Below are 24,044 nucleotides of genomic sequence, written 5' to 3'. Positions count from 1 at the left end.
AGAAAATAAAAAAGCCGCTATAAAGCGGCTTTTTATTTAAATCTTAAGAATTTTCAAAGTATCTGCATGGTAATAAAATTGTTCCAGATATTTGCGCGCACGTTCACGTAAGTGGCCTTGAGAAACCATCTGCTGGATTACCGGACTGAGCAGTTGCTGCAATTCATTCTGAATTAGCGCTTCATCAATATTCAGATCACGTAATAACTGATCAAAAGTATGTTCCTGATTGCGGACATACCAGGTATGAATTCCGTCATGCACTTGCTGCTGCAGATAGTCCGTCTGGCGTATGTGATCCCAGATGTCATGACCTAAGCCGACCGTCTGATTCAGGTCCTGCAGCTCAATATAATTCTTCAAGACCGATACTGGCATGTCTTTGATTTTATGCCAGAGATTGGCCTGAAAATGATAGAGTTTTTCATCGTCAAAATGCTGGTTCAGCACATGCTCACTCATCTGGCTGAGCTTTAGAATGTTCTTTTGCAGATAACGTGCAATGGTGCTATCGAGGTTGGTATCGGTAACATTTTCCAGTACAGATTTGCCCATTTTCATAAAGCGGGAAACCCCGGGCACGCTTTTGGCAATCATGGAGTTATCCAGATAATCCTGAATGGAATGCTGGATCAATTGCGTAATCATGGCTGAAAATGCCGGATTATTCACGACGGTTTTGATCAGACGCTGACGATGGCCACTTTTACTGGCCACATACTGGGCGATTTTGTCTACGGTCAGTACTGGAATCAGATCAGCAATCGTGGTGGAATCATTGGCCGGATGCACCAGGGCAAAACGGATATGCTCGGCAATCTGTTCAATCAGAAAACTGCTGGCAGCAGTACCGAGAATCTGTTTTTGCAAAAGCTGATTGATCAGTTCGCAGCTCCACAGCTCTTTTAGCGTCTGTTTGCGCAGCCACAAATAAAATGCATGAAATTCGCTTTGAATCGTTTCAGATTGAGAAAATGCCTGATCGAGAAAATCAAGTTGAGCATCGATCAACTGCTCAATCATCGGGTGTTTCTGCATAGCATCTCTGAAACTTAATTTAAAGGAATGAGTTTATCAGCAAGCGGGTTTTTTAGGGTCTGTGTCTTGGCCAGAAAAGGCAAATAATGTTGTGCAACCTGTTTTTCTGCTTCCAGAAGCGGCATATGCCCGACATTATTCAGAATCACCGGTTTTTCTGCACGTTTCAGCAGGGCATGCAGTTCTTTGACTACTTCGACATTAATGATCCGATCCTGTTTGCCCCATAAAATCAAGGTGGGTGCTTCTACCGTGCGGGTCAGGCGGGCAAAGGTTTCCGGTGTATAAATCCGGTTTAGCATCACCACCTGATCAATCGATTTACTGGTTTGTTCAGCGCGTGAAATCAGCAGTTTTTCCTGTGCATGTCGCAGCTGATAAGGGATCACTGGCGGGTTCTGCATCAGCTGTTTGGAAACATCCTGCAGATCACCGGGCTTGCTGACGATCAGATCTTTTAAGGCTTGAGGATCTTTGGTATAGGGCGTATTCCCCATTTTATACAGGCCCGCACTATTGATCAGAAACAGGCTTTGCGTATCGAAAGGGTATTGCGAGGCATAGACTGTGGCAATCGAGCCGCCTAAGGAATGTCCAGCAATATGTAAATTCTCGTCCACATTTAAGGTTTCAATAAATAGACGCAGCTGAGAGGTCACATTGGGCACAGAAACATCAAAATTGTCCGGAACTTTGGTGTCGCCGTTGCTTGGCAGATCCGGAATAATGACATGATAATAGGGCGTCAGAAACTGGGCGACCCGGTTCCAGTTGTCGCGCGTGCCTGCCAGACCATGAATCAGTAGAATGGATGGTTTGTTCTTGGCACCGCCTTCGCTATAGCTCCAGGTGACCTCGCCAATTTTGAGGGTTTTGGATTTGAGTCCAGCAAGGCTGCGTTCTTCTAACAGATGCTGCTGCAAGACTTTGGCAGATGTTTCATTTTTCTGGCTAAACAGTATTTGAGCCTGTGTCAGGCCCGGTAATGCCAAGCTTAAGGCAACCAAGCCTGAACAGATCATTTTCGAGCGCAATTTTATTATTTTCTTCATTGGCCATTCCCCAAAACAAACCCAGTAAGCAAATTGCTCAATCAAAATACTTCCATGTTATAAATTTGCAATTTTCATTCAAATAAAAACATTATTCTTCATTCTATTTTAAATCAATCTTTGCGCTTGTCACCCATTAGTTTTTTGCTGAATTACATTAAATGACTGGAAAATGTGATGTATTGCGCATAAATTGCCTGCAGAAATGAAATTAGATAAATGCTAAAAATTTAATCAGCTAAGATTTTTTGCAAGTGACATTCAAAAAAACTGGCAGTAAGATATTGCAACTAAAACCATCGGTGATAGAAAAGAATGCTCACAGCTCAAGAAGCTTTAGAACGTCTTAGACAGGGTAACCAACGTTTTGTCAGTGGCGATACCACGCATCCAAAACAACTTAGCCACCAACAGCGCGCAGAAATGGCAGAGGATCAGAATCCGTTTGCGATTGTCTTGGGATGTTCAGATTCGCGCGTTCCAGCCGAAATGGTTTTTGATCAGGGTCTCGGCGATCTTTTTGTGATTCGTGTTGCAGGTAATATTGTTGCACCCTCACAGGTCGGCAGTGTTGAATTTGCCGCGGCACGTTATGATTGCGCGATTGTGGTGGTGTTAGGTCACAGTCACTGTGGTGCGATTAAAGCGACTATTGATACCTTGATGTGTCCAGATTGCCCGCCATCGGCAAACCTGATGTCGATTGTGAACCGCGTACGTCCTTCAGTTGAAACTTTAATGCAAACTGAACTGAAAAATGACTTGGCAAAATTGTCCAAGCATGCAGTACGTTCCAACGTATTTGCTTCGGTGAATCAGTTGCGTCACGGTTCAGCCGTTCTTGAAAACCTGATTGGACAAGGAAAATTAAAAGTCGTGGGTGCTGAATATTCACTGGAAACTGGTGAAGTGACATTCTTCGATTTCTAATCACGATTCATCTAAATATATTCTAAAATAAGTTAAAGGCGCTTTATAAAGCGCCTTTAATGTATGGATAAGCATTATTTAACAGGATTGTCTGTGCTTTTGCATTTGGATGAATCAGATCCTTTTGCATCAGGGTTTTATTACCGGCGACACCTTGCATAAAGAAAGGCAATAATTTCACCTTATATTGCTGACTGACCACTTTATAATTATTTTCAAACGCCTTGCTATAGGCCTGCCCGTAATTAGGCGGCATCTTTATGCCAAATACAATGACCTTGGCCTTGGCTTTCTGGCTCTGCTGAATCAGGCTGGCTAAATTTTTTTGAATCATTTGCGGTGGTTGTCCACGCAAGCCATCATTGCCACCTAACTCAATCACCACAAGGTCTGGACGATGCGTCTGTAACAGTTTAGGTAGTCTGGCCAGTGCTCCGCTGGTGGTTTCGCCACTGACACTTGCATTGACCACTTTATGCTGTTTCGGATACTGTTGCTCTAAACGCTTTTGTAATAAATGTACCCAACCCTGCTGGGGCTGGATACCATAACCTGCACTTAAACTATCACCTAAAATCATAATCGTCTTTGCTGAGACCCCAAGAGGTAACAGGCACAGACTGAGCACAAAAAAGTAAGGCAATAGCCGAGTTTTCTGATTAAGATCTTTCATATAGGACACGTATGATTCAAAGCAGCAACGATTCGACCATCATGCCACAGGCTATTATTTCTGCCCAGAAATTGACACAAAAGATACAACTTTCACAAAAACAACTCACCATTTTTGAGGATCTTGATCTGGATATTCAGGCCGGAGAACAAGTGGCTATTACCGGTCGTTCCGGTTCCGGAAAATCCACATTACTGGGTATTCTGGCGACACTGGATCAGGCAAGTTCAGGTCAGCTTATGGTCTGTGGTGAATTGGTGTCAAGTCTGGATGAAGAACAGCGTGCACTGGTGCGTTTGAAAAATATCGGCTTTGTATTTCAGTCTTTTCAGCTGTTGCCGCATCTGACTGCACTTGAAAATGTGATGCTGCCACTGCGCCTGCAACCCGATTTTAAATATGCAGAAGCCGAGCAAAAAGCCTTGGCACTACTGCATAAAGTAGGGCTGGATCGACAGGCGCAGCAAACCCCAAAAGTATTGTCCGGGGGGGAGCAGCAACGTGTAGCCATCGCTCGTGCACTGGTTAGTGAACCAAAAATCATTTTTGCCGATGAACCCACGGGTAACCTCGACGGCGAAACTGCCAAAGAAATTGAACAACTACTCTTTCAACTGAATGGGGAACTGGGGACGACTTTGGTGCTGGTCACGCATGACCGCAAATTGGCGCAGCAGTGTCAGCGGCATTTTGAACTGCTGAATGGCGAGCTGATTGAACATCCGAATGGAGGATGAAATGAATCCATTATTTCGTCCTTTACTGACGCAAAGCTTTAAAACGACCGGGATTTATCTACTGATTATTGCCTTAACGCTGGCGATCAGTGCGACTACTGCACTCAAGTTTAGTAACGAGCAAATCCAAAATGCAGTCGCCTTACAGGCAGCAGAAATGCTGGCTGGTGATCTGGTGCTTTCAGATAATGAGCCTTTGCCAAAGCAGTGGCGTGATCAGGCCAAGCAGCTGGATTTAAAGCAGTCAGAAGTCACTTTCTTTAGCAGTATGGCCTATACCGATGCGCAGTTTGTGATGGTCAATGTCAAAGCCATAGATCAGGCTTTTCCTTTGCGTGGTGAACTGCGGGTGCAACCGGCAAAAAAATCGATTCAGTCTGGTGAAATCTGGCTCAGTCCACGAGCCATGGATTTGCTCAAAGTCAAACTGGGGGATCAGCTCAATATTGCCGATGCGGCGTTTAAAGTCACCGCCAAGATTGAACAGGACTCCAATCAGGAACTTGGATTTTCCGGATTTTCGCCGACCGTAATTATTTCCCAGGCAGATGTCGCACGAACCAATGCGATTCAGGTAGGGAGCCGGATTGAATATCGCTTACTCATGGCTGGCCGTCCAGACGATACCCAACAATATGAAGCCTTATTCAAGCAGCAGGTCAAGTCAGCAAACGGCTCGGCTGAAACGCCAGCGGAAGTGCAAGGGCAGGAGTTTGAGGAGCAAAGCAGTCTCAGGTTACGCAATGCCAGTGAAGGCAATACCCGCTTGATGAAGCCAATCGCCAATCTGGACACTTTCCTGCAACTGGCCAATATTCTGACCATTCTATTATGCGGGATTGCCATAGCCTTAACCGCACAGCGTTATGTGCAGCAGAATCAGGATCATATTGCCTTGATGCGTTGTATCGGTGCCACCAAGCAGCAGATTCTGTCGGCTTATCTGGCTTTACTCGGGATGGTGCTGTTAATTGCGATGCTAATTGGTACCGTGGTCGGGATCAGTCTGGGTTATGGACTGTTGCAATTGATGTTGCAGCTGATTCCAAATTTGCAGATTGAATTTTCAGCCCTGGCAATGTTGCTCGGACCATTGCCAGTCGCGATGCTGACCAGTGCCGTGGTGTTACTCGGCTTTGTCATGCCAAGCTTGTTGCAATTGCTGAATACCCCGCCAATTCGGGTGATCCGCCAGCAGGAAAAATCAGTGCAATCCATGCTGTGGATGCTGCTGACTGGAACGCTCAGCCTGATTATTTTTAGTGTGATTTTGACTGAAAACTTGCTGCTGACCGCCTGGGTGATTGGCGCGATTATTGTGTTATGTGCGGTGCTGTATCTGACGGTATGGGGGATGTTGAAACTGCTGCGGAATATGAAGTTGAATCTGTCAGCCTATGTACGCACACCTTCTCAGACTGCTTTGCAGATTACGGCTTTAGCCTTGGGCTTGAGCCTGATTACAGTATTGGCAGTCTTGCGTACTGATCTGCTGGATCGCTGGCAGCAACAGTTACCGGAAGGTACGCCGAACCAGTTTGTTTATGGTTTACCGCCTTTTGATATGCCAGACCTGAAAGCTCAACTTGAGCAGAATGGCTGGAAAAGCACGCCACTGTATCCAAATGTCCGTGGGCGTCTGGTCGCCAAAAATGATCAGCCTTTTGCCGAGGAACTGGTGAAAAGCAGCAATACCTTAAGACGTGAACTGAATCTGACCCAGTCAAATAGCTATCCACAAGATAATGTGATTGTCAGTGGTGACGCGGTATTAAAACAAGTCGGCACCGTATCGGTCGAAGCCAATACTGCGGAAGAGCTAGGGATCAAGATCGGAGATAAACTCAGTTTCAGTCTGCCAGAAGGGATACTGGAAGCTAAAGTCGTTAATCTAAGAACCGTCGAATGGGAAAGTTTTAGCCCGAATTTCTTCTTTATCTTTGCACCGAATAGCATGGATGCCAATGCCGGCAGTTATCTGGGCAGTTTTTATGTCCCGGAAACAGATAAAGGCAAACTGGTCCCTGTGATCCAGCAATTTTCCAACACGGTGTTTATTGATGTCAGCCTGATTCTGGAAGAGATCAAACGCATTGTGAATGTGCTGGTGCAAATCGTGACCATTCTGGCAGTACTGGTCAGCATTTCCGGTTTTCTGGTACTGATGGCCTGTCTGAACCTGTTGATGGATGAGCGCAAACGTGAAGTGGCTTTGCTTCGATCATTCGGTAGTTCCAAGCAGAAACTGAAAACCATGATGAGTCTGGAAATTGGTTTTATTGGGCTGTTTGCCGGAATAGTTTCCTGCCTGTTTGCCGAAGTGATCAGTGCGATTGCCAGTTATAAAATGGATTTAATGATTCAGCCGCATTGGGAAATCTGGATTATCTTGCCGATCTTTATGACCACTTTATGTGCGCTGATTGGCCGTTATCGCCTGAGTTATCTGTCAGAGATTCCACCCTTACAAAGCTTGCGTGAGATGAATCAATAAGATTCATCTCCGTGATTTTTAAACTGGCTGAGAGTTAAAGTTTTAGTTGCTGTTGCATCATTTCCAGAATCTCTTGCCACAGTGGGCGAATGGGTTCAATCAAGGCCAAGTTATGTTGATAAAGCAGCACACAAACGCCGAAACCAATCAGCAAGGCAATCAGATTGAACAGGTGACTACGCTGCATTTTTTGACCGATGTACCATAACAAGGTGAGAAAAGCCCCCATCAGCATGCCGCCAATATGTGCGGCATTGTTGATTCCGCTGATCATAAAGCCCAGCGCGAGGTTTAGACCCATCACCATCACCAGGGTTTTTTTATCCAGGATAAAACGTTGCTGTGGCAGCATCGGCAATAAGGCCAGCACCGTCAGTGAAGCCCCGAGTCCCATCACGGCACCAGATGCGCCGGCACTGACCGCAGGCAATAAATCGGGATTGGCCACACCGCCTTCAATCAGGTTATAGCTGTCTTGAATATTCATATAGCCACTGAGCAGGCTGCCCATTAATCCGGCACACACATACAGGCCAATAAAATACATCCGGCCAAACAGTTGTTCGGCAACACTACCAAAAATATACAAGGCCCACATATTCAACATCAGGTGAATCAGGCCAAAATGAAAAAACATGCTGCTAAACAAGCGCATGGGTTCCGCTAAATAGGTTAAAGGTGCATAATCGGCACCCCAGAGAATAGCGTCTCGGGTACTCGGCTGGCTAACATCCATGCCATGCATGGCTTGCCAGCCAAATAATCCAACATTGATCCCGATTAAAATGGCGGTGATCCACCAGAGATGCATTTCAAGTTTGCGATGTTCGACAGGGGGAGAGTATTCAGACATGCTATTTTTTTGCTGTGATTGTATATTTCGAATAAGCTTAACACGAAAAATTAAATTTTCAGGAGTAACGCACTGACATGAAAGCCTTTCTGATCCGCACGATGCTTGTCATCGTCAGTGTGATTCTGCTGGTTCAATTGTGGATCTTTGCCAGTCTGGCTTGGTGGCGAACCAATCCGGTGAACACCACCATGATGATGCGGATTGATTACTGGACAGAACCTTCCAAAGCGATTCAGCATCAGTGGCGTCCCTATGACGAAATCAGCCTGAATCTGAAACGTGCCATCGTCACTGCGGAAGATGGAAAATTTATTCATCACCATGGTTTTGACTGGGACGGAATTCAAACTGCGCTGAATAAAAACAGAAATCAGGGCCGTGTAGTGGCGGGTGGTTCGACAATCTCCCAGCAATTGGCGAAAAACCTGTTCCTCGTCAACAAGCGTTCATTTGTGCGTAAAGGTCAGGAAGCGGTTGCGACCTGGATGATGGAACGCATGTGGTCGAAAGAACGGATTCTGGAAGTCTATTTAAACTCGATCGAATTCGGGGACAATATCTACGGCGTTGAAGCGGCGGCCAAACATTATTTTGGTAAAACTGCGCAAAGCCTGACCCGCGATCAAGCCATCTTTCTGGCGGCCATTTTGACCAATCCGAAATATTTCCAGGATCATCGCAATTCCTCTGCATTAAATGCACGTAAACGCATGATTCAGCGCTATATGCGTTATGCAGAATTACCTTAATTGATGATTTGAAGAGAAAGCCCAATTATTTGGGCTTTTTTTATGAAATTGTCATCAATTTGAAGCATACTTGGAGGGATAAGCACAATTTTAAATCCGCATAGGTTTGATATGAATACGGCAGCCAGCACAACTTCAGCACAGCCCGAATATACATATAATGATCGTTATATTAATCGCGAACTGTCTATCCTAGACTTTCATTTACGTGTCCTGGAACAGGCTGTCGATCCTTTACATCCATTGCTCGAACGCATGAATTTCCTGTTGATTTTCTCGCGTAATCTGGACGAGTTTTTTGAAATCCGGGTCGCAGGAATGATGGAACAGCTGGATCTGGATAATGAAAGTCGGAGTCCGGATGGCTTGACTCCAAAGCAGGTTTTAGAACAGATTTCTAAAACCGCACATGCTGCCATTGAACGTCAATACCGTATTTTAAATGAAGAAATTTTGCCAAAACTGCGTGAGGAAGATATTTGCTTCTTGCGCCGTGGTGAATTGACCCCAGCACAATCTGCCTGGATTAAAAAATATTTTCAGGAGCAGGTGGCGCCGGTTCTCACTCCAATTAGCCTGGACCCAGCACATCCATTCCCGAGACTGGTGAATAAATCACTGAACTTTATTGTCACGCTGGAAGGGAAAGATGCCTTTGGCCGTCAGATTGATCTGGCTGTGGTACCTGCACCGCGTTCTCTACCACGCGTGGTACGTTTACCGGATGAACTGACCGATGGAAAAGAACATCATGTGATGCTGTCGGCGATTATTCATGAGCATGTCTCTGATCTGTTCCCGGGGATGACGGCGACTGGCTGTTATCAGTTCCGTGTTACCCGAAATGCCGATTTAGCCTTGAATGAAGATGTTGAAGATCTAGCCAAGGCACTCAAAGGCGAACTCAGTTCACGCCGTTTTGGCCGCGCCGTGCGTCTGGAAGTGACAGAAAATTGTCCGCAGCATATTTATGAATATCTACTGAATGAATTTGATCTGGACGACGAGCAGCTTTATAAAGTCGCGGGCCCGGTCAATCTGGCACGTTTGCTATCTAACTTTAAACGTCCGCATTTACGTTATGACTCGCATACTCCCATCATTCCTAAAGTACTGAAAAAATCTGAAAATATTTTTAGTGCAATGCAGAAGCAGGATATTCTGCTGCATCATCCCTTTGAATCTTTTGCGCCGGTGATTTCATTATTACGTGAAGCGGCACGCGATCCGCAAGTGCTGGCGATCAAGCAGACCTTGTACCGCAGTGGACCAGATTCTGAAATTGTCCAGGTGCTGGCTGAAGCTGCCCGCAATGGCAAGGAAGTGACCGCAGTGATTGAATTGCGTGCGCGTTTCGATGAAGAATCCAATATTGCGGTGGCCAATGTCCTGCAAGAAGCGGGAGCAGTCGTGGTCTACGGCATTGTTGGTTACAAGACTCACGCCAAGATGATTCTGGTGGTGCGCCGGGAAAATAACAAACTGGTGCGCTATGTGCATCTGGGCACCGGTAATTATCATGCCGGCAATGCGCGAATCTATACCGATTATGGTCTGTTAACGACGGATAAAGATCTGTGTGAAGATGTGCATCGTATTTTCCAGGAACTGACCGGTATGGGGAAAATGGCCAAGCTGAAAAAGCTGCTACATGCGCCATTTACCTTGCATGCCCAGTTACTTAACTATATCGATAATGAAATTGCCTATGCTCAGGCAGGGAAACCGGCGCAGATTATTGTCAAAGTCAATGCGCTGACCGAAATGCAATTGATTAACAAACTCTATGAAGCCTCTCAGGCCGGAGTACAGATTGACCTGATTATTCGGTCGATTTGCAGTTTGCGTCCGGGTTTGCCGGGTCTGTCGGAAAATATCCGGGTGCGTTCAATTGTCGGACGTTTCCTGGAACATACCCGCGTGTATTATTTCAGCAATAATGGAAATTCACGTATTTATTGTTCAAGTGCAGACTGGATGGATCGTAACCTGTTTAATCGGGTCGAGGCCTGTTTCCCGGTCGAAGATGAAGCCTTGAAAAAACGCATCTATCAACAAGGTCTGTTGAATTACCTGAAAGACAACCAGCAATCCTGGTTATTGCAAGGTGATGGTACCTGGCTGCGGGCACAGCCAAAAGAAGGTGAAAAACCACATAATGCACAACGTATTCTGTTAGAGCTGTTTAAATAAGTTTAAGTATTTAAAGAGGCTGAATATTCAGCCTCTTTTTTATTTCGAACATACAATTGAACTGTTTAAGCTGAGTCTGATCAGTTTTCGATAGATGTGTTTGACCTGACTATACATCTGATAATCTTTCATCTGAAGCTGGTTTTGTCGTTCGGTTTGCGATTTATGCTGACTCATTACTTGTAATAACTGTAATTCAGCGAAGTTGAGACAGGCTTTAACGCTGGGCTGGTGCAGGAGATAGTCTGCCAATTCAGTATGAATGTAGGCTCCACCGCGCAAGACAGTTTTTAGACTATCAGCGAACTGGGGTAATGAATCATGATGCTGCATATAGCTATCTGCGCCGGACAGCAAGGCTGAATAGATCAGTGCTGTGGAATGAGTATTGAGTATGGCAATAACGGGCGTATCTAGGCTTTGCTGTTTCAGCGGACGGATCACACTGATCTCTGAAGTTGTTGCTGCATGATAAAGAATCAGGTTGGGCAGATGTTCAGTAATCATGGATTGTGCGGACAGCATATTGTCCGCATACAGCAGCATATCTGGCTGATAGCCGAGTTGCTGTAGCACGGTCTGGATTTTTGACAGGTCGAGTCCAGTCGGTGAACGAATCACTAAAACCGGTGCAGGCAAAAGGCTAGCCAATAAAACGCGATCCTGTAGATGCGATAGAGAGCTATACTGTGAATCAGGCAGATGCAAATGCCTATCCCAAAGAATAGTGATTTAGCTGAAATGTAGAGATTCTAAGTTTCTAGGCGGACTGGATGCATTCAATTCAAGATATAAAAAAGGAGCAACATGTGCTCCTTTTTATTATCTATAGATCAGGCAGCATCGTGCTGAGTGATTTTCTGGAAAATCTGTAATAGCACATCAAACTCGCTTTGCAGCGGTGTGCTTTTACGGGTTACCAATGCCAGGGTACGACTTGGGGCTGAATCGATCGCTTTTACCTGAATCTCAGGATTGCCTTTAATCATATTGGTATGGATCGCAATTTCAGGCAGCAGGGTAAAGCCCAGATTTGCAGACACCATTTCGATTAAAGTCGGCAGTGAGCTGGCTTTTAAACGGTGATCATTTTTACGCTCACCAATCGGGCAGGCACTCAAGGCATGATCACGCAGGCAATGACCTTCTTCAAGTAACATCAGGCGAGACAGATCCAGATCTTCTAAAGAGTTTGCTTGTGCAGCATGCTGATCAGATTTTTGGTAAACCAGATACAGATTCTCTTTGGCAATTTCAGCAACTTTCAGACCACGGGTGTCGAAAGGCAATGCCAAAGCCACCATATCCAGGTTGCCATGTTCCAGCTTTTCTACAATCTTTTCACTTTGCGCTTCATGCAGATGCAACTGGATTTTTGGTAATTGCTTATGCACTTCATCCAGCAGCTGGGACAATAGGAAAGGTGCAATTGTTGGAATGACGCCGAGATGTAGATCACCGGTTAAAGGTTCACTCATCTCACGACTTAAACGCATTAGGTCCTGAGCATCGGCCAGTAGAACACGTGCGCGTGCAACCACTTGTTCACCAAGAGGCGTTAAACGAACATTCTGGCGGTCGCGTTCAACAAGTACGCCACCGAGTAAACGCTCCAGCTCCATGATGCCGCCAGACAAGGTTGACTGGGTGACAAAGGAGCGGCGAGCAGCTTCTGTAAAGTGTAGCGTCTCTGACAGTGTTACGAGGTATGACAGCTGTCTTAGGGATGGTAATGCAGCCATAGTGTCCTAATGTTTATGATTTAAAATGATCAGCAAATAATTCGCTAAGATATGGAATAAAATGCGGTGGGATATCATGCCCCATTCCATCAATTAATTCAAATTTAGCCCCTGAAATTGCTTTCGCAACGGCCTTGCCATGGCTAGGAGGCAGCAATCGATCTCGAGAACCATGGACCACCAGGGTTTCTTGTTTGATTTGCTTGTCCAGTTGCAGCAATGAGCCTGTACATAATATTGCTAAAAACTGTTGAAGTACACCAGCAGGATAGTAACTTCGCTTATATAATTTACGGGCGGTCTGCACCGCTTCCAGATGATTGACATAACCTGGTGAGCCGATGATCTTAAACAGTTTCAAACTATGATCAACAATGCCATCTTCATCTGTTGAAGCCGGTTTGTCAATCAAACTAAAGAGTTGCTTAGGGAAGGGCGGTGGCAACATCGGCTGGTTATTACTGGTAAACAGTAAGCCCAGTTTTTTGACTTTATCCGGATAACGCGCGGCCAGAATCTGGGCAATCATACCGCCCATCGAAGCACCCAGCACATAGACTTGTTCCAGCTGCATTTTTTCAATCAACAGACTGACATCTTCAGCCATATCGTAAAGATCATAAGGTGCACCCTGATTACCCAGACCCAGTACAAAACGGCTCATCATTTTCAGGGTATTCAGGCGTGGACCTTTGTGATGGACTTTTGAAGACAGGCCAATATCACGATTATCAAAACGGATGATGTGATAACCATTGTCAATCAGTGATTTGCAGAAAAAGTCAGGCCAGTACAGCATTTGCCCACCCAGCCCCATAATCAGCAAAATGGTGGGATGTTCCGGATTTCCACCAACCTCGACATGTAGCTGGATCCCATTGCCAAGATCGACCTTGGTTTCATGCATGAACGAGGTATAAGGGGAAAGATTAAACTGTGCTGCGCTGTACATAGTCGCTGTCCTAATTAAAGGATATTTCGTTTAAAAAATATCCTTGCTATTAAACCTCTAAACCGCAGCAGGAATCAAGTCAGGAACCTGTTTGGTCAAGGCCAGACGCTGTTTGGCTGCAGTGGCGCCCAAAAGCACGAAACCACGTAAGGTGCCGTTAGCATCGAGCGCTTTAGCCAGCATGCCATCGTCAAACTCTTCAGTTTCCCAGGTGACATCAACATCAACTGGTGCAGGTAATACCGTTAAAGGTGCAGCAGGCGTTTTGACTGCCACTGGCATAGCCGGATAATGTACAGCGGTATGTTCACCGTTTAAGGTTTTTGCCAAAGCGCGGGCTTGTTGCATGATCGGCATGACATAAGGCAATAAAGTTCCATTGACCTCGGCACAGTCACCTACAGCATAGATGTCGGCTTGGTTGGTTTCCAGTTGTGCGGTGGTCAAAACTCCGCGACTGGTATGTACGTCTGCCTGTTTCGCCAAAGAAATATTCGGCTGTAAGCCCACCGCAGACAACACTACATCAGCGACCAAAGACTGACCGTTGGCCAGCGTGACCAGATAATCACCATTGTCCGCACGAGAGACTTTTTCGACTGTTGTGCCCAAGACAAAGTGAATGCCGGTTTCTTCAAGATTCTTCTGGAATGCAGTAGCAACATGTTCTGGCAATAAGCGGCCAAGTGGCTGAGGGGCTAAATCAATGACTGTAACCTGATGATCGGTATTTTGTAGGTCGTTGGCAAATTCACAGCCAATCAGGCCTGCACCTAAAATTACTACACGTTTGTCTTCACGTGCTGCCAGATTGTTACGGAAAGCTTTATAGTCACTCAAATTGTTGACGACATGAATGTCATCGCTGGCATCACCGGCAATCGCCAGACGTACCGGATTGGCACCGATGGCTAATACCAGTTTGCTATAATTTTGCGTACTTTTCTGACCATCTTTTTCCAGAACCAGCTGATGATCTTCCGGATGAATGGCTTTGACCCAGGTATGCTGTTCAATGCGCATATTCAGCTGTGCTGACATTTTAGCCGCATCGCCTAGTGGAATTTGTTCAGGCGCTTTATTGCCAGCCAAAGCATTGGAGAGCGTCGGTTTGGCGTAATTGACCGCATCATCCGCACAGATCATCAGCAATTCATGTTCTGGATTAAGTTTACGAAATTCACGTGCTACGGCATAACCCGCCATACCTGAACCAATAATGACGATAGGATGCATAGTTGTTTCCATATGGTAGAGCTCCATGCTGTATAAATGATTGAAAGGCATAAAAAAAGACCATATGGATATGGCCTTTAACTGGACGTGATTAGACTTCGATCATTTCGAAATCGACTTTAGACACGCCGCAATCTGGACAGGTCCAGTCATCGGGGATATCTTCCCATTTGGTGCCTGCCACGATCCCGTCTTGAGGCCAACCTTCTGCCTCGTCATAAATCCATCCACATACGATGCATTGAAACTTTCTCATGTAACTCTCCAAAACTGAGCAACTGTAGGCGTCAGCTTAAAATCCATAAAAGGCAAGACTCTAAAAGAATATGACTTTTTAACAGTGAACATATTTGGCTAAATTTTTACGCAGTTCTATTCATAAAGTAAAGTGAATAAAAGCTTAATCAGCGAAATTAGCAGCAGAATAGACGACACATTCCTCATTTATCTAAAAATCACGCCAATCAGCTTTTCTGGCGTAGGCGGTTAAAGGATAAAAAGCTGACGATGGCAAAAATGAGTGTTTATCTTGTGGGATAGACCAAAGTCGTGCAGTAAAAACTTGAGTTTTTAGGTAATTTAAAATCAGTAAAGTCCGGATTAAATATTTTTAAAATAAATCAATATAATAAAATCAATATCTTGTAATTAAACGTCGGGTTTTTATTAGGCAGCTTGGCTTGTCCGCTCTACTCAAATAGGTTTAAAATTCCCATATTCCTTTTCTTTTTTTAAGATCTCCCATGAGCAATTTGTCTACTTCTTTGTGGTCTCACATTCGTACGGTCCAAGATTTTCCAAAACCAGGAATTTGCTTCTTTGATTTGACCCCACTTTTCATGAGCAATATTGGTCCTTTGACTGACGCTTTGATTGCCAGCATTCCTGCTGACAAACTGGCAGAAGTAGAAAGCTTTATTGCGGTCGAAGCGCGTGGTTTTGTGTTGGCAAGCTTGTTGGCACAACGTACAGGCAAAGGCTTATTGTTGGTGCGTAAAGCAGGCAAATTGCCACCTCCAGTGGTCGGTGTGGGTTATAGCCTGGAATATGGTATGGATCGTTTAGAAATGTCTGCGGAAGTTCAGTCCCAGAAAGTAATTATTGTGGATGATGTTCTGGCAACTGGCGGAACCTTAAAAGCAGTGAATGAACTGGCTCAAAAATGTCAACATGAAGTACTTGGCGCAAGTATCTTCCTTGATCTTCCTGACCTGCATGCTGAATTAGGCCTGGATATCTGGTCAGTATTGGATGACAAATCTCAGCCTGAAGCGGCAGTTGCTTAAGTCATAATTTTTTGTAAAAAAAGCCCCGAAATTGTGGGGCTTTTTTATTGCCTGATAAAATGATCTTCGATTTCCTGAATCAGTGTATTAATTTGCTCAGGATGTTCCAGACGATGATGGCCGCCATCAACTGCCTGAATTTGCATATAGTCTTCAAGTTGTGTCTGAACCGCATGCATATCCAGAATTTCATCGCCCAGCTCCAGATAGGCAAACTGAGGAATATCATGCTGTAAATCGTGATGCCCAATCGGCGGATAATCATCGCGGAAGTTAGGCTGCAAAATGGGATTGGCCACTACACATGGAATTTGATACGCTTGTGACATTTTCAGTGCCCAATAACCGCCAAGACTGTGGCCGACCAGAATATCCGGTTTGATGGTTTCAATCATCTCATGATAAAACTCGGTGACCGAACTATAACTCAGATTTCGATAATCGACATCGATACAGTATTTATGTACCACATCAATGGCATGGAACTTGGTGGATTCTCTGGAGGAATCTAAGCCATGTAAAAACAAAATCTTAGACATAGTTCATTACTCATTTTTATGGGACATGCCATATTGGTTATTTGTTGATTGGCACATCATCTTCAATCTGAGCGTCATTGTAGAACGTCTGGGTGTACAAGGCAGTTAGCTATTGGTCTAAGCCACAATTTTGCAGTGCAATGATTTTGTATAACCCCTGTCTGATTTAAACTTTAATCCCAACTGAGAGCAGCGGGGTGCTGCAAAAGGTTGAAGAAAGGGAATTTAAAAGAGTGACAGAAGGGCTCAACCGAATGGTGTAAATAGCAGGATAGTGGATTTTTCCAAAGAAAAGCCGGTTCCTGAGAGTGTTTGCGCTACGATTTGAGAAGGATTTCTGCTATTCTATGCAACTTCTATTTTTTAACTAATCTTATTCGAGGCAGAGATGACGCAAACTAACGCTCAATCGACTTCTGAACAAATCATTTCCGAAAACGATTTAATTGCACAGCGTCATGCCAAGTTAAAGCAAATCGAAGCTCAGGCACAAGAAACAGGTAAGAGCCCATGGCCGAATACCTTTAAGCGTGAGCATTATGCCCAGGATTTACAAGACCAGTTCGCTGATAAATCTAAAGAAGAAATTGAAGCAGGCGAAAAGGTCTACGTCAAAGTTGCCGGTCGTGTAATGTTGAACCGTGGTTCATTTATCGTGATCCAGGACATGACAGGTCGTATCCAGCTTTATGTTGCGCGTAAAGAACTCGCTGAAGATGTACTGGCTACCATTAAAGGTCTGGACCTTGGCGATATCATTGCAGTCGAAGGTTATATCGGTCGTTCGGGTAAAGGCGATTTGTATGTACATATCGAACATTTTGAATTACTGACCAAATCATTGCGTCCACTTCCAGACAAGTTCCATGGTCTGAACGATACTGAAGTGAAGTATCGTAAACGTTATCTTGACCTGATCGTTAATGAAGAAACACGTAAAACTTTTGAAATTCGTGCCAAAGTTGTGGCGGGTATCCGTGCCTTCCTGACTGAAAAGCGCTATATGGAAGTTGAAACGCCAATGATGCATGTGATTCCAGGTGGTGCATCAGCACGTCCTTTTGAAACACATCATAATGCACTAGACATGTCATTGTTCCTGCGTATTGCGCCAGAGCTTTACTTAAAGCGTTTGGTGGTCGGCGGTTTTGAACGTGTGTTTGAAATTAACCGTAACTTCCGTAACGAAGGTGTTTCTACCCGTCACAACCCTGAATTCACCATGATCGAATTCTATCAGGCTTATGCAGATTACAAAGACTTGATGGAATTGACCGAGCAAATGCTGGAGCGTCTGGCGATTGATATCTTGGGTACGACTGACGTGCCTTATGGCGATGAAGTATATAGCTTCAAAGGGCCATTCAAGAAAATTTCAATGTTCGATGCGATTCTGGAAAATAACCCGCAATTTACTCCTGAAAATGTCAATGACCGGGAGTTCCTGGCAAAATTCCTTCAGGAAGAATTGAAAGAGCAAGTGAAGCCAGGTTTTGGTCTGGGCAAACTGCAAACCATGGTATTTGAAGAAACCGTAGAAACCAAATTGCGTCAGCCGACGTTCATTACAGAATATCCAGCAGAAACTTCTCCATTGGCACGCCGTAATGATCACAATCCACACATTACTGACCGTTTTGAATTCTTCATCGGCGGTCGTGAACTGGCAAATGGCTTCTCGGAGCTAAATGATCCAATCGATCAGGCTGAACGTTTCCAGGCACAGGTTGCTGAAAAAGATGCTGGTGATGATGAAGCCATGCATTACGATGCAGACTTTGTCGAAGCTCTGGAATACGGTCTTCCTCCAACAGCAGGTGAGGGTATTGGTATTGACCGTCTGGTGATGATCTTTGCCAATGCAGCAAGTATCCGCGATGTGATCTTGTTCCCGCATATGCGTCATAAAAATGCTTAAATGCTGAATTCAAAATAACCCACCATTGTGTGGGTTATTTTTTGTCGATACATCTGAAAGCTTGAGTAAAAAACAACAGTTTAATCGTTGAAAATTAACATAGGAGCGATTAAGGTGAAGCAGAAAATAAACTTGAGAATATTCATCCCATGTTGCTAAAAAAAACATTATTGAGTGTGTTGCTGACTACGCTTGCTCTTCCTGCTTTTGCTCAGGGCCTGGTTCTAAATGATGCAAATTTGCGTACTGACCTGAACTGGTTAAACCAGCAAGGGGTTATTCAAATCAGTACCTCAACCTGGCCGCTGAGTGGGGATGAAATTCAACGAGCCTTAACAAATGCGCAGATCAGCAATACTGTACAGCAGCGTGTAATCGATTCGGTTCTGGCTAAACTAAAGGCAGATAATCAACTGCTAAAATTGGGTGTATTTGCAGAAACCGATCAAAAAAATATTCCACAGACTTTCGGGGATCAGCAAAAAGCACAATATCAGGCAGCTTTAGAGTTTAATGCTGGCAGTACGAATTGGGATGCCAAAATCAGGGTGAATGCTGAAAAAGATCCACAAATTGATAATGATCAGGATGTAAATCTCGAAGGTTCTTATCTGGCGGGGAAACTTTGGAATCAATGGTTGATTGCTGGGCAGATTCCAACTTATTGGGGGCCAGGCCATGATGGCAGCTTGATGCGTGGTGATGCCAGTCGTCCAGTCTATGGCTTTACAGTTCAACGTGCAGAACAGACAGCATTTGAAAATAAATGGTTATCTTGGATTGGGCCGTGGCAATATCAGGCTTTTGCCGGTCAACTCGATGACTATAGCGCAGTTCCAGACGCCAAATTGATTGGTTTGCGTGTTACAGCACAGCCTTTACCTTATTTAGAGCTTGGTGCCTCGCGTGCGATTCAGTGGGGTGGTGAAGGGCGACCTGAAAGTTTAAGTTCGCTATGGGATGCTTTTGTAGGTAGTAAAGATAATGGGGGTACAGGTGAACCAGACCCATCTAACCAGATTGCCGGCTTCGATGCGCGGTTAAATTTATTTTCTCTTACCCAAATTCCGGTAGGTCTATATGCTCAATATGTAGGAGAGGATGAGGCTGGGGGCTTACCTGCAAAAAAAATGTATCTTGCCGGCATTGACTATTCTTCCACTGTAAAAAATATGCCATATCAGCTCTACACAGAATGGGCAGATACGCGGACTAATGGCAAGGTTCAAGGCATTTCCTACAACCATACGAATTATACAGACGGTTTTTATCAGCATGGTTATCCTCTAGCACATGCTTTAGGTGGCGATGCGCAGATGATTTCCGTGGGTGGAGATATTCGTATTGATTTTATGAACCGCTTATCAGGGCGTATACTTTTTGCTGATGTGAATCAATCGGAACGAGCCGCCGTTAATAATGCTGCTTTTGCTTTTAATGATGAGATTAAAGCACTGGATTTGACCTGGTCACATTATATCCGTCCAGAAATGCCGCTTAAAATTAATGCATGGGTCGGTGATTCAAAGGTAAATGGTCGAGATAGCGGAGTTTCTTTAGGTATCGAAATACCATTAGAAAAAGGCTTGTTCAGTTATTAATTCTTAACCATGATTAAATCCTGCTTAAACGCAGGATTTTTTTAGCATTTTGAAAAACTATAAACAAAAAAAACGCAATGATTGGGGTTGTCATTGCGTAGAAAAAGGAATGTCTTTCAAACTACTTCATTAACTGTGGAGAGAGTTAAATCTGATTCCTTACTGAATACAATCATAATAGGATGCATTCTCATATGACTCATCAGTATTCATGTTAATACATGTTAAATAAGGTTAAAACTATGAAGATTATGTGGGGATATTTGCATCATTTTTGCGCAATTTTAGCTTAAACATAAAAGCTCTTCATCAGAAGAGCTTTTAAGAGCAATTTTTTCTAATTAAAAATGGAATACACCGAGGCCAGATTTAACTTCATCCAGTGTCGCCTGGGTAATATCGCGACATTTATCCGTACCGGTTTTCAGGATATCCATGATGTAATCGGGATCTTTAGCCAGTTCAATACGACGCTCACGAATTGGGCCGATCAATTCTTTTAAAATACTTTCCAGACGTTTTTTCACTGTACCATCGCCTAAACCACCACGACGATAATGGGCTTTGAGCTCTTCCAGCTCTTCTTTATTTGGGTCAAAGGCATCTAGATAAGTAAATACCACATTGCCTTCGACCTGACCTGGATCTTCAATACACAGATGATTCGGATCGGTATACATTGCATTGACAGCTTTCTTGATATCTTTATCTGTCGCATCCAGCACAATGGTATTGCCCAAAGATTTCGACATTTTCGCTTTACCATCAAAACCTGGTAAACGACCAACATTGGAAAGAAGAGCCTTACATTCTGGTAACAGGTCATGACCAATTTGACGGTTCAGGCGACGCACGATTTCGTTAGTCTGTTCGATCATTGGAATCTGATCTTCGCCCACAGGAACCACAGTGGCCTTGAATGCTGTAATGTCAGCAGCTTGAGCCACCGGATAGCACAAGAAGCCGGCTGGAATATCACGCTCAAAACCACGCATCTGGATTTCAGATTTGATGGTCGGGTTGCGCTCAAGACGTGAAACCGTCACGAAATTGAGGTAAAGCATGGTCAGTTCATTCAGTGCTGGCAGGCATGACTGAACACAAATTGTGGTTTTAGTTGGATCAATACCGACAGCCAGATAATCCGTCGCCACTTCAATAATGTTACGACGTACTTTTTCAAAATTGTCCGCATTATCGGTCAATGCCTGAGCATCGGCGAGTAACAAGTGTTGATGGTGAGAATCTTGCAGACCTACACGAGAGCGTAATGAACCCACAAAGTGGCCGAGGTGGAGTTGTCCGGTAGGACGGTCGCCCGTCAAGATCACTGGACGATTATCTTGATTACTCATTATCTATTCCAAAGGGTAGTCAGTACTACAGCTGTATTTTAACGAATGGCAACATTGTACGGCATTCTGTTTTTGATTGTCAGCCAGAAAAAAAGCTGTCGTAAAAAAATCTTATAAATTAAACAAGTGAATACAATATTTTTAAGAATTTTGATTAAACTATCTGGAAAGAAGATAAGGATAATAAGTATGGCGAGCAGTTTATTACTATTATTAGATGATATTGCTACAGTCCTGGATGATGTTGCTGTCATGAGCAAAATGGCAGCAAAAAAAACGGCAGGTGTCCTCGGTGATGATCTGGCTCTAAATGCGCAACAAGTGACAGGTGTGCGGGCTGATCGTGAATTGCCGGTGGTCTGGAAAGTTGCCAAAGGTTCTTTTGTCAATAAACTGATTTTGGTGCCGCTGGCCTTATTAATCAGCTTTATTGCAGGTTGGCTGATTAATCCCTTGTTGGTGCTGGGTGGTTTGTTTTTGTGTTATGAAGGCGTGGAAAAAATTATTCATACCTTGCACACACCGAAGGCCAAGGATGCTGAACAGGCGCGTGAGCAATTGATCCATACGGAAATGGATTTGCACCAGTTTGAAAATGAAAAAGTCAAAGGCGCCATTCGCACCGACTTTATCCTGTCTGCTGAAATTATTGTGATTACTTTGGGAACGGTTGCCGCAGCCTCGATGCTGACCAAAGTAACCGTTTTAAGCCTGATCGCGGTGGTCATGACCATTGGTGTTTATGGTTTTGTTGCGCTGATTGTCAAACTGGATGATATCGGTTTACATCTGACTGAACAGCAGTCCGATTTTAAACAAAAAATAGGACGTGGCTTGTTGGCATTTGCTCCGGTCTTGATGAAAATTCTCTCCATCGTTGGAACCGCTGCGATGTTCCTGGTAGGCGGTGGAATTATCAACCATGCTATTCCTTTTATTCATCACTTTACTGAAGACAGTGTGGCCTATGTACAGGATATTCCTAGCATCGGTAACATTGTTGGTGCCGTGACGCCGACCTTAATTAATTTCGCTGTAGGAATTTTAGCGGGTCTGCTGGTCATGCTGGTGATTAGCCTGATTAAGAAAATCTGGCCCAAATCATCAAAAGCTTAAGGTGTCGAAATATCTGGATATTGAGCAGATTAAGAAAAGGAAAAGACTATGCGTTGGAAAGGTCGTCGTGTCAGTAGCAATGTAGAAGACCGTCGCGGTGGTGGTGCCAAAGCTGGCGGAATCAGTATTGTTGGATTGATTGTGGCCTTTGTGGCCTGGAAGTTTTTCGGTGTCGATCCACAGCAGGCTTATCAAACCACCAAGCAGGTCACTCAGGGGGTATCGGGTGCAGCAGAAACACGTGGCCTGGAAAATCCCACGCCCGAACAGCAGGAGTCGATTGATTTTGTTGGAACCGTATTGGCAGATACCGAAGATACCTGGAATCAGGTGTTTCAGCAGCAGTTAAATCAGCAGTATGTTCCACCGAAACTGGTGTTGTTTAACGGCATCGTGAATTCTGGTTGTGGTACAGCTCAGGCCGCGATGGGACCTTTCTACTGCCCGACAGACAAGAAAGTGTATATCGATACGGCATTCTTTAAAGATATGCGCAGTCAAATGGGCATTACCGGAGAACAGAATGCCACCGAACTTTCCCGCAATGATCAGGCGGGGGATTTTGCGCTGGCCTATGTTGTGGCCCATGAAGTGGGGCATCATATTCAGACGATTTTAGGTATTTCTTCTCAAGTACAACAGGCGCGTCAGCAAGCAAGCGAAGTGCAAAGTAACCAGCTTTCAGTGCGTCAGGAATTGCAGGCAGACTGTCTGGCCGGCGTCTGGGCTTACCATAATCATGAGCGAACCCAATTTTTGGAACAGGGCGATGTGCAGGAAGCGATGGATGCCGCTCATAAAATTGGCGATGACTATTTGCAGAAACGTGCCCGCGGGCAGGTGGTGCCGGACAGCTTTACTCATGGCAGCAGCGCGCAGCGGGTACAATGGTTTAATACCGGCTTGAAATCCGGTCAGGTTGCGAATTGTGATACCTTTAATCAAAATATTTAAATGACTTCGATAAAAAAAGGAGCAGATGCTCCTTTTTTTATTTATGCAGAAAACGCCGGAAATTTCTTAATATCTTGATACTGACGAATAATGCAGCCAAAGCAAACAGTGCAATTGCAAAGACCGTATATTTGAGGTTGCTCATGTCATTTTGATAAAACTGCTGAATATCTTGTTTGTTATATTCTAAAGCAGTTGCTTTGCCAGTCCGGCTATCTCTGAACTGGATTTTTTCAATATAGAAGAGATTTCCCGCTTTAATTAAGTCAACGCTCTGGATTTGGCGCGTATGCGATTGATTGTCTTCATCGCTACATAAAGCGCTGTAATGCTCACAGTTGATTTTGACCACATAACCATTTCCTGCAATCAGAATAAAAATGGCATTGTCTGGTCGCTGGTTATTGGACACCAACACATACTGCTCACCGGCTGTACTTTTCAGGGGCATGCTGGTGGCTTGCTGATAATGCTGTTCAGCCTGCAAAATTTCCTGAATTTTAGCAAAGCAGGTAAAACATAAGGACAACGTGACCAGAAAAATCACGCTGGCAAAACAGAAACGGAAAATGGTTTTGACAGTTTGATGCATGGGAGAAAAATTCAAAATAGAAAGATGGGAA

General features: G+C 44.4%; 22 protein-coding genes. 10 read left to right on the top strand and 12 right to left on the bottom strand.

Annotation, left to right across the window (positions count from 1 at the left end):
* Window positions 1-36: 36 nt before the first annotated feature.
* Together ACTL4S_RS03410 and ACTL4S_RS03405 are read right to left on the bottom strand one after the other, a co-directional pair.
* Window positions 37-1,038, bottom strand: a complete 1,002-nt coding sequence (locus ACTL4S_RS03410; RefSeq protein WP_441298743.1) for a hypothetical protein — start codon at window positions 1,036-1,038, stop codon at window positions 37-39.
* 14 nt (window positions 1,039-1,052) lie between these two features.
* The gene (locus tag ACTL4S_RS03405; protein ID WP_441298742.1) at window positions 1,053-2,090 is read right to left on the bottom strand and encodes an alpha/beta fold hydrolase; all 1,038 of its coding nucleotides are present in this window, start codon (window positions 2,088-2,090) and stop codon (window positions 1,053-1,055) included.
* Between the two features lie 315 nt (window positions 2,091-2,405).
* On the opposite strand from ACTL4S_RS03405, the gene ACTL4S_RS03400 reads away from it, so the two are divergent.
* The gene (locus ACTL4S_RS03400; RefSeq protein WP_004646264.1) at window positions 2,406-3,020 is read left to right on the top strand and encodes a carbonic anhydrase; all 615 of its coding nucleotides are present in this window, start codon (window positions 2,406-2,408) and stop codon (window positions 3,018-3,020) included.
* A 43-nt stretch (window positions 3,021-3,063) separates the two neighbouring features.
* Here the strand turns inward: ACTL4S_RS03400 and ACTL4S_RS03395 are convergent, their stop codons facing one another.
* Window positions 3,064-3,693 (bottom strand): arylesterase, encoded by a 630-nt coding sequence (locus ACTL4S_RS03395; RefSeq protein ID WP_441298741.1) that lies wholly within the window; start codon window positions 3,691-3,693, stop codon window positions 3,064-3,066.
* A gap of 11 nt (window positions 3,694-3,704) precedes the next feature.
* Between ACTL4S_RS03395 and ACTL4S_RS03390 the strand changes: the two genes are divergently transcribed.
* Both ACTL4S_RS03390 and ACTL4S_RS03385 read left to right on the top strand, forming a co-directional pair.
* Complete coding sequence (locus ACTL4S_RS03390) at window positions 3,705-4,430, top strand: ABC transporter ATP-binding protein (protein WP_253112765.1); 726 nt, start codon at window positions 3,705-3,707, stop codon at window positions 4,428-4,430.
* 1 nt (window position 4,431) lies between these two features.
* Window positions 4,432-6,924 carry an ABC transporter permease gene (locus tag ACTL4S_RS03385; protein WP_441298740.1) on the top strand — a complete coding sequence of 831 codons (2,493 nt, stop codon included), beginning with the start codon at window positions 4,432-4,434 and terminating at the stop codon, window positions 6,922-6,924.
* A 34-nt stretch (window positions 6,925-6,958) separates the two neighbouring features.
* Here the strand turns inward: ACTL4S_RS03385 and ACTL4S_RS03380 are convergent, their stop codons facing one another.
* Window positions 6,959-7,777, bottom strand: a complete 819-nt coding sequence (locus ACTL4S_RS03380; RefSeq protein WP_441298739.1) for a rhomboid family intramembrane serine protease — start codon at window positions 7,775-7,777, stop codon at window positions 6,959-6,961.
* Between the two features lie 77 nt (window positions 7,778-7,854).
* Between ACTL4S_RS03380 and mtgA the strand changes: the two genes are divergently transcribed.
* Both mtgA and ppk1 read left to right on the top strand, forming a co-directional pair.
* Entirely contained in the window at window positions 7,855-8,529 is a 675-nt protein-coding gene (gene mtgA / locus ACTL4S_RS03375; protein WP_004279409.1) for a monofunctional biosynthetic peptidoglycan transglycosylase, read from the top strand.
* 111 nt (window positions 8,530-8,640) lie between these two features.
* Window positions 8,641-10,722, top strand: a complete 2,082-nt coding sequence (gene ppk1, locus ACTL4S_RS03370; protein WP_005246972.1) for a polyphosphate kinase 1 — start codon at window positions 8,641-8,643, stop codon at window positions 10,720-10,722.
* A gap of 39 nt (window positions 10,723-10,761) precedes the next feature.
* Here the strand turns inward: ppk1 and ACTL4S_RS03365 are convergent, their stop codons facing one another.
* The 5 genes from ACTL4S_RS03365 to rubA form a co-directional block, all read right to left on the bottom strand.
* A complete protein-coding gene (locus ACTL4S_RS03365; RefSeq protein ID WP_039902034.1) occupies window positions 10,762-11,373 on the bottom strand; it encodes a response regulator in 612 nt (203 codons plus the stop codon).
* Between the two features lie 182 nt (window positions 11,374-11,555).
* Window positions 11,556-12,464: a LysR family transcriptional regulator OxyR gene (gene oxyR / locus ACTL4S_RS03360; RefSeq protein WP_004279412.1), complete on the bottom strand. Its 909-nt coding sequence runs from the start codon at window positions 12,462-12,464 to the stop codon at window positions 11,556-11,558.
* Window positions 12,465-12,477: 13 nt separating this feature from the next.
* Window positions 12,478-13,416 carry an esterase EstB gene (gene estB, locus ACTL4S_RS03355; RefSeq protein ID WP_004646272.1) on the bottom strand — a complete coding sequence of 313 codons (939 nt, stop codon included), beginning with the start codon at window positions 13,414-13,416 and terminating at the stop codon, window positions 12,478-12,480.
* Window positions 13,417-13,473: 57 nt separating this feature from the next.
* Entirely contained in the window at window positions 13,474-14,652 is a 1,179-nt protein-coding gene (rubB, locus tag ACTL4S_RS03350; RefSeq protein WP_441298749.1) for a rubredoxin reductase RubB, read from the bottom strand.
* A gap of 91 nt (window positions 14,653-14,743) precedes the next feature.
* Window positions 14,744-14,908: a rubredoxin RubA gene (gene rubA, locus ACTL4S_RS03345; RefSeq protein ID WP_004279415.1), complete on the bottom strand. Its 165-nt coding sequence runs from the start codon at window positions 14,906-14,908 to the stop codon at window positions 14,744-14,746.
* A gap of 487 nt (window positions 14,909-15,395) precedes the next feature.
* On the opposite strand from rubA, the gene ACTL4S_RS03340 reads away from it, so the two are divergent.
* Entirely contained in the window at window positions 15,396-15,938 is a 543-nt protein-coding gene (locus ACTL4S_RS03340) for an adenine phosphoribosyltransferase (protein ID WP_004646276.1), read from the top strand.
* 44 nt (window positions 15,939-15,982) lie between these two features.
* Here ACTL4S_RS03340 and ACTL4S_RS03335 read toward each other — a convergent pair whose 3' ends face one another.
* Window positions 15,983-16,477: a YqiA/YcfP family alpha/beta fold hydrolase gene (locus ACTL4S_RS03335; protein WP_004279417.1), complete on the bottom strand. Its 495-nt coding sequence runs from the start codon at window positions 16,475-16,477 to the stop codon at window positions 15,983-15,985.
* A 388-nt stretch (window positions 16,478-16,865) separates the two neighbouring features.
* Here ACTL4S_RS03335 and lysS point away from each other — a divergent pair, with 388 nt between their 5' ends.
* Together lysS and ACTL4S_RS03325 are read left to right on the top strand one after the other, a co-directional pair.
* Window positions 16,866-18,395, top strand: coding sequence for a lysine--tRNA ligase (lysS, locus tag ACTL4S_RS03330; RefSeq protein ID WP_071850582.1), 1,530 nt, complete (start codon window positions 16,866-16,868; stop codon window positions 18,393-18,395).
* A 149-nt stretch (window positions 18,396-18,544) separates the two neighbouring features.
* Window positions 18,545-19,996, top strand: coding sequence for a capsule assembly Wzi family protein (locus ACTL4S_RS03325; protein ID WP_312584674.1), 1,452 nt, complete (start codon window positions 18,545-18,547; stop codon window positions 19,994-19,996).
* A gap of 341 nt (window positions 19,997-20,337) precedes the next feature.
* On the opposite strand, the gene trpS is transcribed toward ACTL4S_RS03325, so the two are convergent.
* Window positions 20,338-21,351 (bottom strand): tryptophan--tRNA ligase, encoded by a 1,014-nt coding sequence (gene trpS / locus ACTL4S_RS03320; RefSeq protein WP_441298738.1) that lies wholly within the window; start codon window positions 21,349-21,351, stop codon window positions 20,338-20,340.
* A gap of 189 nt (window positions 21,352-21,540) precedes the next feature.
* Between trpS and ACTL4S_RS03315 the strand changes: the two genes are divergently transcribed.
* Together ACTL4S_RS03315 and ypfJ are read left to right on the top strand one after the other, a co-directional pair.
* Entirely contained in the window at window positions 21,541-22,467 is a 927-nt protein-coding gene (locus tag ACTL4S_RS03315; RefSeq protein WP_004279420.1) for a DUF808 domain-containing protein, read from the top strand.
* A gap of 48 nt (window positions 22,468-22,515) precedes the next feature.
* Window positions 22,516-23,421, top strand: coding sequence for a KPN_02809 family neutral zinc metallopeptidase (ypfJ, locus tag ACTL4S_RS03310; protein ID WP_441298737.1), 906 nt, complete (start codon window positions 22,516-22,518; stop codon window positions 23,419-23,421).
* 37 nt (window positions 23,422-23,458) lie between these two features.
* Here ypfJ and ACTL4S_RS03305 read toward each other — a convergent pair whose 3' ends face one another.
* Window positions 23,459-24,013 (bottom strand): hypothetical protein, encoded by a 555-nt coding sequence (locus ACTL4S_RS03305; RefSeq protein ID WP_441298736.1) that lies wholly within the window; start codon window positions 24,011-24,013, stop codon window positions 23,459-23,461.
* Window positions 24,014-24,044: the final 31 nt, after the last annotated feature.

Source organism: Acinetobacter lwoffii, from assembly GCF_052078135.1.
Lineage (GTDB): Bacteria > Pseudomonadota > Gammaproteobacteria > Pseudomonadales > Moraxellaceae > Acinetobacter > Acinetobacter lwoffii_Z.
This window is presented reverse-complemented; position numbering and strand designations above follow the sequence as displayed.